Origin of the sequence: Terrabacter terrae, assembly GCF_039529575.1 — a bacterium.
GTDB classification, from domain to species: Bacteria; Actinomycetota; Actinomycetes; order Actinomycetales; family Dermatophilaceae; genus Terrabacter; species Terrabacter terrae.
The window spans coordinates 184,700-201,861 of record NZ_BAAANB010000002.1 but is presented as its reverse complement, the minus strand read 5'-3'; the positions used below and the strand labels follow the sequence as shown (position 1 = coordinate 201,861).

The following is a 17,162-nucleotide window of genomic DNA, read 5'->3' as shown; positions in this document are numbered from 1 at the left end:
TCGGGCCGCTCTCACTCCCAGAGGGCCAGCTCGTCGCCGCGCGGCCCCTCGACGACCTCCGACGGGAGGTCGAACACCATGACGGAAGGGTGCTCCGGGGTCCACGCGGGCCAGCCGGCGTCCCCGTCCCCGGCGAAGGCCACCCAGGCTGCGTGCATCTGCCCAGCGAGCTCCTGCGGTGCGCCCTCGCCGGCCATGAGGACCGCGTCCGCGAGGGTGTCGAAGACGAACGCCAGCTCGAGGGCGTGGCAGGCTCCGAGGTCGGCGACCTTCGTCTCCCAGCCGAGCTCGTAGAACTGCACGGCGCCGCCGGCGGCGTGGTGCCCGGCAGCCAGCCGGGTGGACGGGCCGCGGAAGGCCGCATCGGTGAGGACCGCGCACATGAGGTCACCGGGTGAGGCGCCGGGCCGGTTGGTGGCATACCTCTCGATCGTCCCCTCCGGCCAGCCGTAGCGGGCGGCCAGTACGGGGAGCAGCTCCGCGGTGACCCCGCCGGCGATCCCCGTGGGCACCAGGAAGAGGCGGAACTCATCGCGTGTCGTGCCGATGAGCAGGGGCATGCCGGCCGCCGCGCCCTGGGCGATGAGCTCCTCGGGCACACCCGGGACGACGTCGCCGTCGACGACCGGGAACAGGCTCATGATGCCCAGGCCGCCACGCAGCACGGAGGCTCCCCAGCGAGCCGGGTCGGGGTCGGCCTGGATCGCGAGGCCGATCGTCGTCTGGGCCGCCACGACCGCCTCTGGGTCGAGGGCGCCGAAGGCCTCCGCCGTCGCGGGCACGCCGAGGTGGGCGGCGATCTCGCCGCTGACCTTGCGGGCGTCCTCGAGCGAGCAGACGGCCGTGCCCCCGCCGCTCTGGATGACGGCCCGGTGGAAGAGTCCCTTGGCAGCCGGCGAGGCCATCAGCGTCGCGACGCTCATCCCGCCCGCGGACTCGCCGAAGACCGTCACGTCGTCGGGGTTGCCGCCGAACGCCGTGACGTTGTCGCGGACCCACTCGAGCGCCGCCACCTGGTCACGCAGGCCCAGGTTGGTCGGGGCTCCCTCGAGCACCGCGAAGCCCGGCACCCCGAGGCGGTAGTTGACGCCGACGAGCACCACGCCGTCGCGTGCAAACGCCGTGCCGTCGTACGTCGCGACCGAGCTGGCGCCACGCACGAACGCCCCGCCGTGGATCCACACCATGACCGGTAGGGCGTCCGCACCCTCAGGAGCCCACACGCTGACACTGAGGTAGTCGTCACCGGGGTCGACCGAGCTGGGCAGAACCGTGTCCATCGGGGTGGGGTATGCCGACTGCGCGGCCGTCGGGCCGTGCGCGGTTGCGGACCGCTCCCCGTCCCACGGCACGACCGGCTGCGGTGCGCGGTAGCGGTCGGCGCCCACCGCGGGAGCGGCATACGGGATGCCGAGGAAGGCGTTCACCCCGTCACGGCTCGCACCACGGACAAGGCCACCAGAGACACGCACGACGGGATCCATGGGGCCATCAAAGCAGCCGGACACGCCTCGGGACGGGAGCGGCTCCGCGCGGGTCTGCGGCTCAGCCGCCGATCGCCGACATCGGGCGGTCGGGCTGGACGAAGTCCGGGTCGCCGATGCCGTGCCCGCGGCGCTTGCGCCACATCTCGCCCCGCATCAGCGCGAGCAGCTCCTCGTCGGTGGCACCCTCACGAAGGGGGCCACGCAGGTCGGTCTCGGTGTTCGAGAAGAGGCAGTTGCGCACCTGGCCGTCGGCGGTCAGGCGGGTGCGGTCGCACGCGGCGCAGAACGGCGCGCTCACGCTGGCGATGATGCCGACGGTGGCGGGGCCGCCGTCGACCAGGAAGCGCTCGGCGGGTGCCGAGCCGCGGTCGGCGGCAGGCAGCGGCGTCAGCTCCCAGCGATCGGACAGCTGGGAACGGATCTCGTCGGCCGTGATCATGTCGCTGCGGTCCCAGGCATGCTGCGCGTCGAGAGGCATCTGCTCGATGAACCTCAGCTCGTAGCCGCGCTCGAGACACCAGGCCAGCACGTCGGCGACCGAGTCGTCGTTGATGCCGCGCATGGCGACGGCGTTGACCTTGACGGGGGTGAGGCCCGCGTCGGAGGCGGCCCGGAGGCCGGCCTCGACGTCGGCGAGCCGGTCGCGGCGGGTCAGCTGGGTGAAGGTCTGGGAGTCGATCGTGTCGAGGCTGACGTTGACGCGGTCGAGGCCGGCCTCCTTGAGCCCGCGGGCGACCCGCTCGAGGCCGACGCCGTTGGTCGTCATCGCGATCTTCGGCCGCGGCTCGAGGGCCGCGATGCCGGCGACCAGGTCGACGAGCGACCGGCGCAGCAGGGGCTCGCCGCCGGTCAGACGGACCTGGGTGACGCCGTCGCGCACGAAGAGGCCGATGATGCGCAGCATCTCCTCATCGGTGAGCATCTCGGCCCGCGGCATCCATGGCAGCCCCTCGGCGGGCATGCAGTAGGTGCAGCGCAGGTTGCAGCGGTCGGTGACCGACACGCGCAGGTCGCGCGCCACCCGGCCGAACTGGTCGGCGAGGCCGGCCGGTCGCACGCTCGGGTCGGGAAGGCGGGTCATGGGCTCCACTCTAGGCCGGGGTACCGTCGTTGGGTGCTTCGACTCTGGCTCACCCGGCGCTGGCTGCTCGGCACCGTGGCCGCGGTCGTCTTCGGGGTCGCCTGCTTCTACCTCGGGCTGTGGCAGTGGCACCGGCACGTCGAGCAGCGCACGAAGGTCGCCGCCATCGCCGGCAACTATGACGCGACGCCGGTGCCGTTCTCCCCCCGCCTCGTCCAGCAGCCCCTCTCCCCCGAGCGCCAGTGGACCCGCGTGACCCTGACGGGGACGTATGCCGTCGGGAGCGACCTCCTGGTCCGCAACCGGACGATCGACGCAACGGTCGGGTTCGAGGTGCTGACCCCGCTGCAGACGGACGGGCTGGCCATCCTCGTCGACCGGGGATGGGTCCCCAACGGCGCGAACGCGGAGACCAGCCCGCCGGCCGACCCCCCGCCAGCGGGTCCGGTACGGGTGACCGGGTGGCTGCGCACGGGCGAGGTGAGCCTGGGCCGTGACCTGCCCCGGCCACAGCTGGCGAGCATCAGCACCGCCGACGCCCGCGCGCAGGTGCCCTCGCTCAGCCCGGTGGACGCCTACGTCGTCCTCGGTGGGCAGCAGCCTGCGCCTGACGCCGGGCAGCACCCGCTGAAGCTGCTGCCCCGCCCGGAGGAGGACCTGGGGCCACACCAGGCCTACGCCTACCAGTGGTGGCTCTTCATGCCCGGCGGGGTGCTCTTCATCTTCTTCGCGATCCGTCGGCAGGCGGCCGCGCTCCGGGAGTCGCAGGGCCGTCCGGACGCAGTCCCGCCGCGCCCGAAGAAGGTCCGCATCTGGGACGAAGAGGACGCCTGACGGCCGTCGCAGAGAGATTCGCGTCGCGGGCACCCTCGTCGCGGAGATCCGGCTCGCACGGACCCCTGCCAGACGGTGTGCGTGGGGTCGGGAGGTCACTCACGGGACGTCGCCCGAGGACGGCTCCGCGGCTGAGTCGCTCCCCGACCCAACACACAGGGCGCGGGAAGGACCCCCGTCCACGCACCCGGAAGCCGCGGCCTCGACGCACGACGCGGGCAGAGAGCAGGTGACAGGCGCCGCTGGAGACCAGGCCGGGACGCTCAGACGTGGTCGAGGGCGTCGGTGCCGAGCTCCTCGAGGTCGACCGGGCGGGTCCTCTCGGCCCGGTCGACCGCCTTGTCGTCGAACTGCGTCGCGTGCAGGTCGGCGTAGAGACCACCCGACGCGAGCAGCTCGGAGTGGCGGCCGGTCTCGACGACCCGCCCGTGCTCCAGGACGACGATGAGGTCGGCCTGGCGGATGGTCGAGAGGCGGTGCGCGATGACGATGGAGGTGCGTCCCTCGAGGGCCGCGTCCAGGGCCCGCTGCACGGCGACCTCGGACTCGGAGTCGAGGTGGGCGGTCGCCTCGTCGAGCACCACGACGTCGGGGGCCTTCAGGAGCAACCGGGCGATGGCCAGGCGCTGCTTCTCACCACCGCTGAGGCGGTGACCACGGTCGCCCACCACGGTGTCGAGGCCCTCGGGCAGCTCGTCGACGAGCTGGCTGATCTGGGCGGCGCGCAGCGCAGCCTGGATCTGGTCGTCCGTGGCGTCGGGACGGGCATACAGCAGGTTCGCCCGGATCGTGTCGTGGAAGAGGTGCGCCTCCTGGGTGACGACGCCGACGCGGTCGCGCAGGGACGTCATGGTCACGTCGCGCAGGTCGGTGCCGCCGATGCGGACCGCGCCCTCGCTGGGGTCGTAGAGCCGCGAGACGAGGGAGGTGAGGGTCGTCTTGCCCGCCCCGGAGGGACCCACGAGCGCGACGAGGTGCCCGGCCGGTGCGGACACGGTGACGTCGTGCAGCACGTCGCCACTGCCGCGCCGGTCGCCAGAGGCGACCGACTCGAGCGAGGCGAGCGAGACCTCGTCGGCCGAGGGGTAGCGGAACGACACGTGGTGGAGGTCCACGCCGAGGGGGCCCTCGGGCAGCGTGACGGCATTCGGGCGCTCCTTGACGAGCGGCTCGAGGTCGAGCACCTCGAAGACACGCTCGAAGGAGATCAGCGCCGTCATGATGTCGACGCGGACGTTGGACAGGGACGTCAGCGGCCCGTAGAGGCGGGCTAGCAGCGCAGCCAGGGCGAGCAGGGTGCCCACCGACAGCGACCCGTTGACCGCCATGACGCCGCCGAACCCGTAGATCATCGCGGTGGCCAGGGCGGCGACGAGCGTGAGCGCGGCCATGAACACCGTGCGGTTCAGGGCGATCTGGACGCCGATGTCGCGGACGCGGCCGGCCCGGTCGGAGTACTCGGCCTCCTCGCGCGACGGCGTGCCGAAGAGCTTGACGAGCAGGGCCCCGGCGACGTTGAAGCGCTCGGTCATCCGGGTGCCCATGTCGGCGTTGAGGGTCATCTGGCGGTGCGCGAGGCTCGCCAGACGCCGGCCCATGAGCTTGGCCGGGATGAGGAAGAGCGGGACGAGCATCAGCGAGCCGAGGGTCAGCTGCCAGGAGAGGGCGACCATGGCTCCGACGACGAGCACGACCGACACGATGTTGGACACGACGTTGGACAGCACCGAGGTGAAGGCCTGCTGCGCGCCTACCACGTCGTTGTTGAGCCGGGACACCAGCGACCCGGTCTGCGCGCGGGTGAAGAAGGCGATCGGCTGGCGGAGCACGTGTCCGAAGACCTGCGTGCGGAGGTCGTTGATGAGCCCCTCGCCGATGCGCGCGGAGTACCAACGGGAGACGACCGTGAGCAGGGCGTCGAGCACGGCGATGCCTGCCACGACGATGGCCAGGCGCACCACCACCGAGGAGTCCTTCGGGATGACGCCGTCGTCGACGAGGCTCTTGAGCAGCAGCGGCACGGTGACGACCAGCACCGAGTCGACCACCACCACCACGAGGAAGGTGATGATGGCTGCCCGGTAGGGCGCGGCATACGTGAGCACGCGCCGGCGCAAGCCCGGCGAGAGGCTCCGCTCGGTCACCGACGAGTCACGCGACATCGATCGCATCGCCATCCACGGCTGCATGCCCACTGCACAGACCTCCTCTTGTCCCTCCATCCAACCGCGCAGCACCGACAGCGATTCCCGCGGTCCCGGGACCGGCTCCCGGGGCCGGGCATCCGGCGCGCGCCACGCACCCGCGCGCCCGGGGCGCCGTCAGGACGCCGGACCGCCGAGCAGCGCCTGGAGCAGGCCGATCTGGGCCCTGCGCTCGCGTGCCAGCTGGTCCGCCCGTTCCCCCGCCGCCGCTGCGCGCAGCAGCGGCTTGAGGGCGCGCAGCGCCGGCGCCGGCGCCGCGAGGAGCGCGTCGACGAGCGAGCCCGTCGCCTCGTCGAGGTCGGCAGCCGGCGCGAGGGAGCCGACCAGCCCGATGGCGTGTGCCTCCGGCGCCGAGACCTTGCGGCCCGTCGCGCAGATCTCGAGGGCGCGAGCGTAGCCGACGAGATGCACGAGAGGGCCCGTGCCACCGAGGTCCGGAACGAGCCCCAGGCTCGTCTCGCGCATCGCGAACCATGCGTCGAGCGCCGCGATCCGGAGGTCAGCCGCGAGGGCCAGCTGGAAGCCGGCGCCGATCGCGTAGCCGTGCACCTGCGCCACGACGACCGCCGGGCACTCGGCCCACCTGGTGAACCCCTGCTGGTAGGCCGCGATGCCGCGGTCGATGCCCTCGGGCCCGCCCCGGGCCAGCTCGGCCACGCTCTCCTCCCCCGGCACGCCGGCAGGGCTGAACATGGCCGTGTCGATGCCGGCCGAGAAGGCGTCACCGGCCCCGCGGAGGACGACGACGCGTACGTCCTCGGGCACCGAGCGGGCCTCCTCGGCAAGCGCGGCCCAGAGGGAGGGCGTCTGCGCGTTGCGCTTCTCCGGGTGGTCGAGGGTGAGGGTGCGGACAGGTCCGTCGGTCTCGACCCGAAGGTGCGGATGCGTCATGGACGCAGGCTACCGGCGGGTCCTCCGCGGAGCCGTCGGTCAGGCGGCCGCCGCGCTCGCCGTCGGCGCGGGGAGCACGACCCGCAGGACACCCCACCCGCTCACCGCTGCCGGCTGCACCAGCTCGACCCGGAAGACGCGGGCACAGGCGAGGCACGACCACGCGGCGGTCGGGTCGGGGAACGGCGTCACGTCGTCACCGCCGCAGAACGGGCAGCTGAGGTGGTGGTGGGTCGGCATGACCACCAGTGTTCGCAGCCTCACGTGCGTCGTCAATAACCATTCATTATTCGAAACAGCACCGCTGGTTATGTATGCCGTCAGCGGACCCCGGAGCGTCAGTGCCCCAGGGCGCCGATGGCTCGGGCCACGACCAGAAGGGACGTCAGCAGCGCGGCCGTCGCCTCGAGCGCCATCAGCGACTTCGCTCGCGGCGAGAGGGGCATGGTGTCCGTGGGGCTGAAGGCGCTGGAGTTGGTGAGCGAGACGTAGAGGTAGTCGACGAACGTGGGCCGCCAGTTGCTGCGCTCGCTCGACGTCGCGGCGACCTCGGTCACGGTGTCCTGGTTCTCGTCCTGGGAGAAGCGCCAGTCGGCCGGGGGCATCCGGTCCCGGGCCACGGTGTGTCGTGCGACCGGTCCGCCGCGGTCCAGCTCCCAGAAGAGCAGCCCGAAGCCGATGACGTTCGTCAGCCACACCTGCATGCCGGCCAGGAGCAGCGGCATCCCGTTGGGGTCCGCCTCCGTGAGCGTCCGCACCAGCATCGACAGTGCGACGAGGTTGGCGGCGATGACGAGACACGCCAACGCGATGGAGATGCCGCGCGACCAGCGCGTCTGCCGGACGAGGCGCCGCGGGTGGGTGACCAGCAGCGCGGCGAGCAGGGCGAGCTCGGCGACGGGGATGGCAAGGCGCGGCCCGACGAGCAGACGCTCGGGCAGGACGGCGTAGGCCAGGACGGCCACGACCACGGCGAGCGTGGGCGGGAGACGGTTCTCGCCCGCACTGGAACGCGTCTCGTGCCGGCGACGTCTGGACCTGCTCACTCCCATGGCGCCAAAGGTAGCGATGGGAGCAAACAGATCCCGTCAGGCGAGCGAGATGAGGTCCTTGTAGTCGGGACCCCACAGGTCCTCGACGCCGTCCGGGAGCAACAGGATCCGCTCGGGCTCGAGGGCGTCCACCGCGCCCTCGTCGTGGGTCACGAGCACGACGGCACCCTCGTACGTCTTGAGCGCTCCGAGGATCTCCTCGCGCGAGGCGGGGTCGAGGTTGTTCGTCGGCTCGTCGAGGAGCAGCACGTTGGCCGACGAGACGACGAGCAGGGCGAGCGACAGGCGCGTCTTCTCACCACCCGAGAGCACCCCGGCGGGCTTCTGCACGTCGTCACCGGAGAAGAGGAACGAGCCGAGCACCTTGCGGACCTCGGTCTCGCCGAGCTCGGGCGCGGCCGACTTCATGTTCTCGAGCACCGAGCGGTTGACGTCGAGGTTCTCGTGCTCCTGGGCGTAGTAGCCGAGGCGCAGGCCGTGACCGGGCTCGACCTCGCCCGTGTCGGGGGTGTCGACGCCGGCGAGCATCCGCAGCAGCGTCGTCTTGCCGGCACCGTTGAGGCCGAGCACGACGACGCGGCTCCCCCGGTCGATGGCGAGGTCGACGTCGGTGAAGACCTCGAGCGAGCCGTAGGAGCGCGACAGGCCGGAGGCGCGCAGCGGCGTCTTGCCGCAGGCGGCCGGCTTCGGGAAGCGCAGCTTGGCGACCTTGTCCTGGACGCGCTCGCCCTCGACGCCGGCGAGGAGGCGCTCGGCGCGCTTGGCCATGTTCTGGGCGGCCGTCGCCTTGGTGGCCTTGGCGCGCATCTTGTCGGCCTGGGCGAGCAGCGCACCGGCCTTCTTCTGCGCGTTCTGCAGCTCGCGGCGGCGGCGCTTCTCGTCGGTCTCGCGCGACTGGAGGTAGGTCTTCCAGTTGACGTTGTAGACATCGAGCGCCGAGCGGTTGGCATCGAGGTGGTAGACCTTGTTGACGACCGCGTCGAGCATCTCGGCGTCGTGGCTGATGATGATCAGGCCGCCCTTGTAGGCGCGGAGGTACTCACGCAGCCACACGATCGAGTCGGCGTCGAGGTGGTTGGTCGGCTCGTCGAGGAGCAGCGTCTCGTTGCCGGAGAAGAGGATCCGCGACAGCTCGACACGGCGGCGCTGACCACCGGAGAGCGTCTTGAGGGGCTGCCCGAGGATGCGCTCGTCGAGGCCCAGCGCGCTCGCGATCGAGGCGGCCTCGGACTCTGCGGCGTAGCCGCCCTGGGCCTCGAACTCCATCTCGAGCCGGGTGTACTTGCGCATCGCACGCTCGCGCACCGACTCGTCGTCGCTGCCCATCCGGGCCTCGGCCTCGGCGCGCTCACGGACGATCGTGTCGAGGCCGCGGGCCGAGAGGATGCGGTCGCGGGCCAGGATCTCGAGGTCGCCGGTGCGCGGGTCCTGCGGGAGGTAGCCGACGGCGCCGGTGCGCGTCACGGTGCCGGCGGCGGGCTGGCCCTCGCCTGCGAGGACCTTCGTCAGGGTGGTCTTGCCGGCGCCGTTGCGGCCGACGAGGCCGATGCGGTCGCCGGAGTCGATGCGGAAGCTGGCGTCCTCGACGAGCAGGCGCGCTCCCGCACGCAGCTCGATCCCGGTGGCGACGATCACGGCATTCCTCCTATCGGTGCCGCACTACGTCAGCGGCCGGACAACCCCACCAGTCTAGGAGCCGCGGAGGGGTGCTCTCGACGCGTTGTCCCGCGTCGCGCTCCGGCTCGCTCCGCGGGTCCGGGGCCGACACGCCCGGTGCGCCGCGCGTCCCGGCCCCCGAGGCGCGGAGGACGCATGACAGGCGTCACAGCGGCAGACCTTCGCGGGCAATGGTGCCCACGTTGCGCGCGGTGCCCGGCTCCCACAAGGGCTCCGTGGAGCGGGGAGTGGTTCCCCGGAGAGCTTGCTCGACGGAGAGCCACCACTGCGGAATGCCGTGTGGCGAGCTCGACGTGGGCAGCAGCGTCGGCGCGGGGTCCGGGTCGGCCGTCCCGTCGCGGCAGCACCGGCACGGCGTGTCGCGTGCCAGCTGCCCGATGCTGAGCAGGCGGTCGGGTCGGTGGGTGTCGGGCATGGCCGTCATGCGTGGCCGCTCGACCTGGTCGAAGGTCAAGCGGCGCCGCCCGTTGTCGTGTGCCGTGTGGCGGGCGAGGCGTGCCGGGCGCCCCGCGCGGCTCCGGTAGCGTGGCCCAGCGTGAACGCGCCCATCACCGTTCGAGACATCACCGCAGCCGAGCACCTGGCCTGGTTGCGGACGCAGCCGTCGGCAAGCTTCCTGCAGACGCCGGCCTGGGCCGAGGTGAAGCGCGAGTGGCGCGCCGAGTCGGTGGGCTGGTTCGAGGGCGAGCAGATGGTCGGGGCGGCGCTCGTGCTGCACCGCACGCTCCCCCGCCTCAAGCGGTCGCTGGCCTACGTGCCCGAGGGGCCGTGCATCGACTGGTCCTCCCCGCGGCTCGTCGAGCTGCTGCGTGCCCTCCGCGACCACCTCAAGGCCAAGGGCGCCTTCGCGCTGCGCCTCGGGCCGCCCGTGGCGACGCACCGCTGGGGCACCGCCACGATCAAGGACGCCATCGCCGACCCCGCCATCCGCCGCTACGACGAGGCGGTCCCCGACGTGGTCGAGCCGGTGGGCACGGCGGTGGTCGCCCAGCTGCAGCGCCTGGGGTTCCGCCACCTGAGCCCGGAGGACGGCTTCGCCGCGGGTCAGCCCGAGTACGTCTTCCAGGTGCCGCTCGCCGGCCGCACCGAGGCGGACGTGCTCGCAGGCATGAACCAGCTGTGGCGGCGCAACATCAAGAAGACCTCCAAGAACGGCGTCAAGGTCCGCGTCGGCGACGCCACGGACCTCCCGGCCTTCCACCGGACGTACGTGGAGACCGCGGAACGGGACCGCTTCACGCCGCGCGGGCTCGAGTACTTCCAGCGCATGTATGCCGCCCTCTCCGCCGAGGACCCCGACCGCATCCGCGTCTACCTGGCCGAGCACGACGGCGACGTGCTCGCCGCGACCGTCTACATCCGCGTCGGTGAGCACGCGTGGTACTCCTACGGCGCCTCGACCTCGGCCAAGCGCGAGCTGCAGGGCTCGACGGCCATCCAGTGGCGGATGATGCAGGACTCGCTCGCGGCCGGCGCCACCGTCTACGACCTGCGCGGCATCACCAACACGGTCGACACCGACAACGCGCACATCGGGCTCATCCGCTTCAAGGTGGGCACCGGCGGCGAGGCGGTGCGACTGGCCGGCGAGTGGGACCTGCCCCTGAACCCGTTGCTCTACAAGGCCTTCGACCTCTACATGAAGCGGCGGTGAGCGCTCGTGTCCTTCGTCCTGCACGTCGACGGTGAACGCTGGAGAGCCGGCCACGACCGGTTCGTCGCAGCCCACCCGGGTGTCGTCCCGGTCGTGAAGGGCAACGGCTACGGCTTCGGCCGGGACCTGCTGTGCGCCGAGGCCCTGCGGCTCGAGGTGTCCATGGTCGCCGTCGGGGCGTACGCGGAGGTGCCGGACGCCCTCTCAGCGTTCGGCGGCGACGTCCTCGTCATGGAGCCCTACCGGGCAGCCCTCCACGCCGGCCTGCCCGAGCTGACCGACCGGCGCCTCGTGCACACCGTGACGGGCGTCCCGGACCTGGAGAGCCTGCGCGCCCTGGCGGGCGAGGCACGCGTCGTCGTCGAGGGACTGACCTCGATGAACCGCTACGGCACCCCCATCGAGGACCTGGCGCAGCTCGCCGGCACGGCGAACGCGCTCGGCGTGACCCTGCACCTGCCGCTCGGGACGGGCCACGTCGAGGAGATCACGCGCTTCCTCGCCGCCGCACCCGGCATACGAACGTGGTTCGTCTCGCACGTGTCGGCGGCCGAGCTCGCGACCCTGGCCGCCCGCCATCCCGAGCACGAGTTCCGGCCCCGGATCGGCACCGACCTCTGGTACGCCGACAAGGGCTCCTACGAGGTGCGGGCCCACGTCCTCGACGTACGACCGGTCGGCAAGGGCGCCCACGCCGGCTACCGCCAGCGAACCCTGCCAGAGGGGCACCTCGTCGTCGTCAGCGGCGGCACCTCCCACGGGGTCGCGATGGAGAGCCCCTCCCCGGCCGCCACGGCGCGCTCCCGCGCCATCGCGGTGACGGAGGGGGTCCTCGAGGCCGTCCACCGGGTACGCTCGCCCTTCACCGTGGCCGGGTTCATGCCGCGGTTCGTCGAGCCGCCGCACATGCAGTGCAGCCTGCTCTCCCTGCCCACCGGCGTGACGCCGCCACGGGTCGGCGACGAGGTGCCGGTCCGGATGCGGCTGACGACGACCACCCCGGACGCCGTGGTCGTCTCCTGACGTCGCGGGTCGGGGTCAGCCGCCCCTGGTCTCGCTGGAGGGCCGGCCGAGCACGAGCCAGCGCAGCTCGCTCCGGTGGGTCAGGCCCAGCTTCGCGAGGACCGATGCCATGTGGGTCTTCACGGTGGCCGTCCCGATGTTGAGCGCCTGGGCGATGCCGGCGTTGCCGGGGTCTCCCTCGGGTCCGGTGACCAGGGCCACCACGGCGCGCTCGCGAGGGGAGAGCCCCTCGAGGGGATCGGTCCCCGCCTGCCCGGGACCGCCGTGCTCGGGCCGCATGCCGAGCCGCGTCACGATCGTGGCCTGCACCTCGAAGCAGCGGCGGCTGAACGAGGTCAGGCGCTCCACGACCGGGCTCTCGCCGTCCTGCTGGGCCAGTGTCTGCCGCAGCTCGTCGATCTCCGCGCCCAGCTCGCTGAGGGCGGTCGCCGCCTGGTTCACGGCCATGAGCGCTCCCGCTCGGCCCGTGTCGTCGAGCTCCGGGTAGACCATGCCGAGGTTGAGGCCCCGGCGGGGGCTGACGGCGAGGATCCGGTCCTGCACGAGTCCGGCGAGCCAGGTCAGGGCCTTCACCACCTCGTCACCGAGCGAGGCCGGCGTGTCCGACAGTGCGCCGAGGAGCCCGACCACCCCCTCCTCGGTGACCATCGGCACGACGGCCGCGTCGGCCGAGAAGTCGTCGTCGCCGAAGCGCACTCCCCGGTTGAGCAGCGCGCCCTCGTCGTCGGCGAACCGATAGGGCTTGCGCGAGGCGACCACCCAGGCCACGACCCCTCCGGGACCGTAGGTCAGCGTGCCACCCTCGAGGTAGCGGCCGTTGCTGAACAGGTAGGGGTAGGAGATCTGGCGGTCGCCCTCGCGGATGAGCGCCACGTAGAAGTCGTCCACCTTCGCGATGGCGCCCGCGGCGGCCCGGCAGGCGTCGTAGACGCTGAACACGTCTGCACGGTCCGCCTCGTGGATGACCTGGTCCGCATGGCGCAGCGCGCGCACCGCGGCATCGGTCAGCGGCATGCGGACCTCCTTCGTGCCTGTCGGGGCCTCTCAGGTCCCGGCGTGGGATCCCTGCCCCGTTCCTACCCGCACCAGCGTGCGCGGACGACTGGACGCTATCGGACGCACCGGACCTCTTGGTCCGTCGAAGGGGGAGGACAGATTCATCCCCCGGCGGATTCCGAAGGCGCGGGTCACCACCGAGGATGACCGGGTCGAGCCAGTGGCTGGGGCAGAACTGGGACAAGGGCGAGCCGTCGGTGGCGGCGGAGCACGTGCGAGAGAGGGGGCACGTGCTCGACAGCGTCCGGCCCCGCTGCTGAGGCTCGCACAGCCCCCGGTCCTCGGCTCACGTGGAGGGACGCCGAGCACCGGGGGCTCTCCCGTGCCAGCACGAACGCGGGCGCACGCACCGTGACGGCTGCGCCGCGGCTCGCTCACGTCGTCCCGAGAGCGGGGGTGCAGGCCGGGGACCAACGGGTACGTCTGCGACACGGCTGCAGACGAGCCGCGATCGCCGCGCAATGGGGTGATCCCGACCGACCCGGTTCGCCCCGCGGTCCCGAGCCCGAGGAGCGGCACCATGACCTTCAACGACAACGCCCAGCTCGACACCTCGCAGGTCGAGAGTGGCGGCAGCGGCGGGTTCGGCGGCGGCGGAGGCGGCGGCTTCCCCGGTGGCATCCAGGTCGGCGGCGGCATCGGCGGCCTCATCCTGCTGGTCCTCGCCCTCGTCTTCGGCGGCGGCAACATCCTCGGCGGAGGCGGCGACAGCGGCAGCTCCACGGGGGGACTGCCGTCACAGCCGCTGCAGAGCGACCAGGTGGCCGCCGGCGGTCAGGTCGACCGGAACCAGTTCTCGCATTGCAAGAGCGGCGCGGACGCCAACAAGAACGACGTCTGCCTGGTCATCGCCACGGTCAACAGCGTCCAGGACTACTGGACCAAGACCCTGCCGAAGTACCAGGTGAGCTACGAGCCGGTGAAGACGGTCATCTACCAGGGCCAGACCCAGTCGGGGTGCGGCACGGCCAACGCGCAGGTGGGGCCCTTCTACTGCCCGCTCGACGCCAAGGTCTACGTCGACGCCAGCTTCTTCCAGGAGCTGCGCGACAAGTTCGGCGCCAACGGCGGCCAGCTCGCCAAGGAGTACGTCATCGCGCACGAGTACGGCCACCACATCCAGGACCTCCTCGGCATCCTCGGGCGTGCGCAGCAGAGCCCGCAGGGCGCGAACTCCGGCTCGGTCCGCACGGAGCTGATGGCAGACTGCCTGGCCGGCACGTGGGTCAAGCACGCCACCGAGACGACCGACAAGACCGGCGCGCCGCTGCTGCAGCCCATCACGCAGGAGGACATCAAGTCCGCCCTGTCCGCGGCGGCGGCCGTCGGAGACGACCGCATCCAGCAGAAGGCGCAGGGCCGGGTCACCCCGGAGACCTGGACGCACGGCTCGGCGGAGGCCCGGATGCACTGGTTCACCCAGGGCTACGAGACCGGCGACCTCAACCAGTGCAACACCTTCGGGGTCGACACCGTCAGCTGACGCCACCCGGCACGGGGTCCGCCGTCCGGTGCGGACCCACGTCGGTGAGCTCGACCCGCACGGCACGACCGCGGCGCAGGGCCGTCTCCATGACCTCGCGCTTCGGGTCGGGCAGGTCGTAGAGCTCGCGCACGGGCAAGCCGAGCAGGGCTCGGAGGGCGCCGGCCTCGAGCACCTCCCGCACGAGCGCGCGGTCTCCCCCGACGACGAGACCACGAGGTATGCCGTCCGCCCCCGTCCGCGGCGACTCGTCGTCGTCGAGCAGCACCCGTCGGGCGTGCCGGACCACCGCGTCGACGAGCTCGTCGGCCTGCTTGTCCCTGCGCCGGGCGAAGCGCTGCTGTGACCAGCCCCCGGCCGCGGTGCGCGACTGCACGTGTCGGGTGCCGACCTTCGAGGCGACGAACGCGCCGGCTCGGGCCAGGCCGACGGCATACCCTCCCCGACGCACGAGCACGACGCCGAGCGGGTCGTGCTCGAACGGCGTCGCCACGCACCTGGACCCGTCAGCGGCGCGCGCGGACACGACGACGCCGCCGGGAGTGCTCTCCCCGGCGGCGTCGTAGGGCCCGTGGCGCTCGGCGAAGCCGGCCATCCAGCGGCCGAACCGCTCGGGCGCGACCTCGATGACGCGGGTCGTCACCACCGCGGTCGGTGGGTGGTCAGAGGTTGAAGCCGAGGGCGCGCAGCTGCTCGCGGCCGTCCTCGGTGATCTTGTCGGGGCCCCACGGCGGCATCCACACCCAGTTGATCCGGTGCGTCGTGACGAGGCCCTCGAGCGCCTGAGCCGTCTGGTCCTCGATGACGTCGGTCAGCGGGCAGGCGGCCGAGGTGAGCGTCATGTCGATGACGGCGTGCGACTGGGCGTCGACGGTGATCCCGTAGACGAGCCCGAGGTCCACGACGTTGATGCCGAGCTCAGGGTCGACGACGTCGCGCAGCGCTTCCTCGACATCGGCCACGTTCGGCGGGGTGGAGGTCTGGGTCATGACGAAACTCCTTGCGGGGACGAGGGACTCGTGGACGAGATGTCGACGCCGGCCTGGGCCAGGGCATCGGTGAAGGCGGTCCAGCCGAGCAGGGCGCACTTGACACGTGCGGGGTACTTCGAGACGCCGGCGAAGGCGACGCCGTCGCCGATCACCGACTCGTCGCCGGCCACCGTGCCGCGAGAGGTCAACATGGCGCGCATCGCCTCGAACGTCTCGAGGGCCTCGGAGACCGGGTGGCCGATGACCTCCTCGGCGAGCACGGACGAGCTTGCCACCGAGATCGAGCAGCCCTGGGCGGCATACGACACGTCGGAGACGACGGCGTCTGGCCCGGTGCCGGTGACGTCGACCCGCAGGGTCACCTCGTCGCCGCACGTCGGGTTGATGTGGTGCACCTCGGCGTCGAACGGCTCGCGCAGCCCGGCGTGGTGCGGGCGCTTGGAGTGCTCGAGGATGAGCTCCTGGTAGAGGTCCATCAGCTGGCCTCCTTCTCGGTCTCGAGCCCGAAGACCACGGGCACCCGGTCGAGCGCGGCGAGCAGCGCCTCGACGTCGGCCGCGGTGTTGTGGACCGCGAAGGACGCCCGGGTGGTCGCAGGTGCTCCAAGGGCACGGTGCAGCGGCCAGGCGCAGTGGTGCCCCACGCGTACGGCGACGCCCGCGTCGTCGAGGACCTGGCCGACGTCGTGCGCGTGCACGCCGTCGACGACGAAGGCGACGGCGCCACCACGGCCGGTGCCAACCGGCGGTCCGACGACCCGCACCCACGGGCGCTCGGCAAGACCGCGCATGAGCAGGTCGACGAGCGCGGCCTCGTGCGCGTGGATGCGCTCGATGCCGAGGCCCTCGATCCACCGGACTGCGGCAGCCAGGCCCACCGCCTGGGCGGCGTTGGGCACCCCCGCCTCGAACTTCTGCGGCGCGGGAGCGTAGGTCGAGCGCTCCATCGTCACGAGCTCGATCATCGAGCCGCCGGTGAGGAAGGGCGGCATGGCCTCGAGCAGCTCGGCGCGGCCCCAGAGGACGCCGACACCCATCGGGCCGTACATCTTGTGGCCGCTGAACGCGAGGAAGTCGGCGCCGAGGGACGCGACGTCAACGGGCAGGTGCGGGACCGACTGACAGGCGTCGACGACGACGAGAGCGCCGACCTCGTGGGCCCGGCGAGCCAGCTCGGTGACCGGGTTGACGGTGCCCAGGACGTTGGAGACGTGCGTGAACGCGAAGACCTTGGTGCGCGACGTCAGCAGGTGGTCGAGGTGTGAGAGGTCGAGCGCGCCGTCGTCGCCCACCGGCACCCACCGCAGCGCCGCACCCGTGCGTCGGGCCAGCTCCTGCCAGGGCACGAGGTTGGCGTGGTGCTCCATCTCGGTCACGAGGATCTCGTCACCGGGACCGAGCACGAAGCGCTCGTCCTTGGGCTCGTCGGTCGGGGCCGCGTTGGAGAACGCGTAGGCGACGAGGTTGAGTGCCTCGGTGGCGTTCTTGGTGAAGACCACCTCGTGGGCCGGGGCGCCGACGAACGACGCGATGGTGGCCCGCGCCGCCTCGAAGTCGTCGGTCGCCTCCTCCGCCAGCTGGTGGGCTCCCCGGTGCACGGCAGCATTGTGCTGCTCGTAGAACGTGCGCTCGGCGTCGAGCACGGCGGCGGGCTTGTGCGACGTCGCCCCGGAGTCGAGGTAGACGAGCGGCCTGCCGTCACGCACCGTGCGCGTCAGGATCGGGAACT

17 protein-coding genes are annotated in these 17,162 nt (G+C 72.2%); 4 read left to right on the top strand and 13 right to left on the bottom strand.

What is annotated here, in order from left to right:
* Window positions 1-11 precede the first annotated feature (11 nt).
* Window positions 12-1,484, bottom strand: coding sequence for a carboxylesterase/lipase family protein (locus ABD194_RS05290; protein WP_343988746.1), 1,473 nt, complete (start codon window positions 1,482-1,484; stop codon window positions 12-14).
* Window positions 1,485-1,545: 61 nt separating this feature from the next.
* Window positions 1,546-2,568 carry a GTP 3',8-cyclase MoaA gene (gene moaA / locus ABD194_RS05285; RefSeq protein ID WP_343988742.1) on the bottom strand — a complete coding sequence of 341 codons (1,023 nt, stop codon included), beginning with the start codon at window positions 2,566-2,568 and terminating at the stop codon, window positions 1,546-1,548.
* Between the two features lie 33 nt (window positions 2,569-2,601).
* Between moaA and ABD194_RS05280 the strand changes: the two genes are divergently transcribed.
* Window positions 2,602-3,402 carry an SURF1 family cytochrome oxidase biogenesis protein gene (locus ABD194_RS05280; RefSeq protein WP_343988739.1) on the top strand — a complete coding sequence of 267 codons (801 nt, stop codon included), beginning with the start codon at window positions 2,602-2,604 and terminating at the stop codon, window positions 3,400-3,402.
* 263 nt (window positions 3,403-3,665) lie between these two features.
* On the opposite strand, the gene ABD194_RS05275 is transcribed toward ABD194_RS05280, so the two are convergent.
* The 6 genes from ABD194_RS05275 to ABD194_RS05250 form a co-directional block, all read right to left on the bottom strand.
* The gene (locus ABD194_RS05275) at window positions 3,666-5,579 is read right to left on the bottom strand and encodes an ABC transporter ATP-binding protein (protein WP_343988735.1); all 1,914 of its coding nucleotides are present in this window, start codon (window positions 5,577-5,579) and stop codon (window positions 3,666-3,668) included.
* Between the two features lie 144 nt (window positions 5,580-5,723).
* Window positions 5,724-6,497, bottom strand: a complete 774-nt coding sequence (locus tag ABD194_RS05270; RefSeq protein ID WP_343988732.1) for an enoyl-CoA hydratase/isomerase family protein — start codon at window positions 6,495-6,497, stop codon at window positions 5,724-5,726.
* 39 nt (window positions 6,498-6,536) lie between these two features.
* Window positions 6,537-6,737: a hypothetical protein gene (locus ABD194_RS05265; protein WP_343988728.1), complete on the bottom strand. Its 201-nt coding sequence runs from the start codon at window positions 6,735-6,737 to the stop codon at window positions 6,537-6,539.
* A 98-nt stretch (window positions 6,738-6,835) separates the two neighbouring features.
* Window positions 6,836-7,549, bottom strand: coding sequence for a hypothetical protein (locus tag ABD194_RS05260; RefSeq protein WP_343988725.1), 714 nt, complete (start codon window positions 7,547-7,549; stop codon window positions 6,836-6,838).
* Between the two features lie 36 nt (window positions 7,550-7,585).
* Complete coding sequence (locus tag ABD194_RS05255; protein WP_343988722.1) at window positions 7,586-9,184, bottom strand: ABC-F family ATP-binding cassette domain-containing protein; 1,599 nt, start codon at window positions 9,182-9,184, stop codon at window positions 7,586-7,588.
* Window positions 9,185-9,371: 187 nt separating this feature from the next.
* The gene (locus tag ABD194_RS05250) at window positions 9,372-9,650 is read right to left on the bottom strand and encodes a hypothetical protein (protein ID WP_343988719.1); all 279 of its coding nucleotides are present in this window, start codon (window positions 9,648-9,650) and stop codon (window positions 9,372-9,374) included.
* Between the two features lie 111 nt (window positions 9,651-9,761).
* On the opposite strand from ABD194_RS05250, the gene ABD194_RS05245 reads away from it, so the two are divergent.
* Both ABD194_RS05245 and ABD194_RS05240 read left to right on the top strand, forming a co-directional pair.
* Entirely contained in the window at window positions 9,762-10,880 is a 1,119-nt protein-coding gene (locus tag ABD194_RS05245; protein WP_343988716.1) for a lipid II:glycine glycyltransferase FemX, read from the top strand.
* Between the two features lie 6 nt (window positions 10,881-10,886).
* A complete protein-coding gene (locus tag ABD194_RS05240) occupies window positions 10,887-11,903 on the top strand; it encodes an alanine racemase (protein ID WP_343988713.1) in 1,017 nt (338 codons plus the stop codon).
* 15 nt (window positions 11,904-11,918) lie between these two features.
* Here the strand turns inward: ABD194_RS05240 and ABD194_RS05235 are convergent, their stop codons facing one another.
* A complete protein-coding gene (locus ABD194_RS05235) occupies window positions 11,919-12,917 on the bottom strand; it encodes a LuxR C-terminal-related transcriptional regulator (RefSeq protein ID WP_343988710.1) in 999 nt (332 codons plus the stop codon).
* A gap of 562 nt (window positions 12,918-13,479) precedes the next feature.
* Between ABD194_RS05235 and ypfJ the strand changes: the two genes are divergently transcribed.
* Complete coding sequence (gene ypfJ, locus ABD194_RS05230; RefSeq protein ID WP_343988708.1) at window positions 13,480-14,442, top strand: KPN_02809 family neutral zinc metallopeptidase; 963 nt, start codon at window positions 13,480-13,482, stop codon at window positions 14,440-14,442.
* Here ypfJ and ABD194_RS05225 read toward each other — a convergent pair.
* The 4 genes from ABD194_RS05225 to ABD194_RS05210 form a co-directional block, all read right to left on the bottom strand.
* Complete coding sequence (locus tag ABD194_RS05225) at window positions 14,435-15,088, bottom strand: acVLRF1 family peptidyl-tRNA hydrolase (protein WP_343988705.1); 654 nt, start codon at window positions 15,086-15,088, stop codon at window positions 14,435-14,437. The genes ypfJ and ABD194_RS05225 overlap by 8 nt on opposite strands.
* 16 nt (window positions 15,089-15,104) lie before the next feature.
* Window positions 15,105-15,431, bottom strand: a complete 327-nt coding sequence (locus ABD194_RS05220; protein WP_343988701.1) for a metal-sulfur cluster assembly factor — start codon at window positions 15,429-15,431, stop codon at window positions 15,105-15,107.
* The gene (sufU, locus tag ABD194_RS05215) at window positions 15,428-15,910 is read right to left on the bottom strand and encodes a Fe-S cluster assembly sulfur transfer protein SufU (protein WP_343988698.1); all 483 of its coding nucleotides are present in this window, start codon (window positions 15,908-15,910) and stop codon (window positions 15,428-15,430) included. Before sufU ends, ABD194_RS05220 begins: the two co-directional genes overlap by 4 nt.
* The coding region (locus ABD194_RS05210) for a SufS family cysteine desulfurase (protein ID WP_343988694.1) at window positions 15,910-17,162 on the bottom strand (1,253 nt) is incomplete at its 5' end. The genes ABD194_RS05210 and sufU, both read right to left, overlap by 1 nt.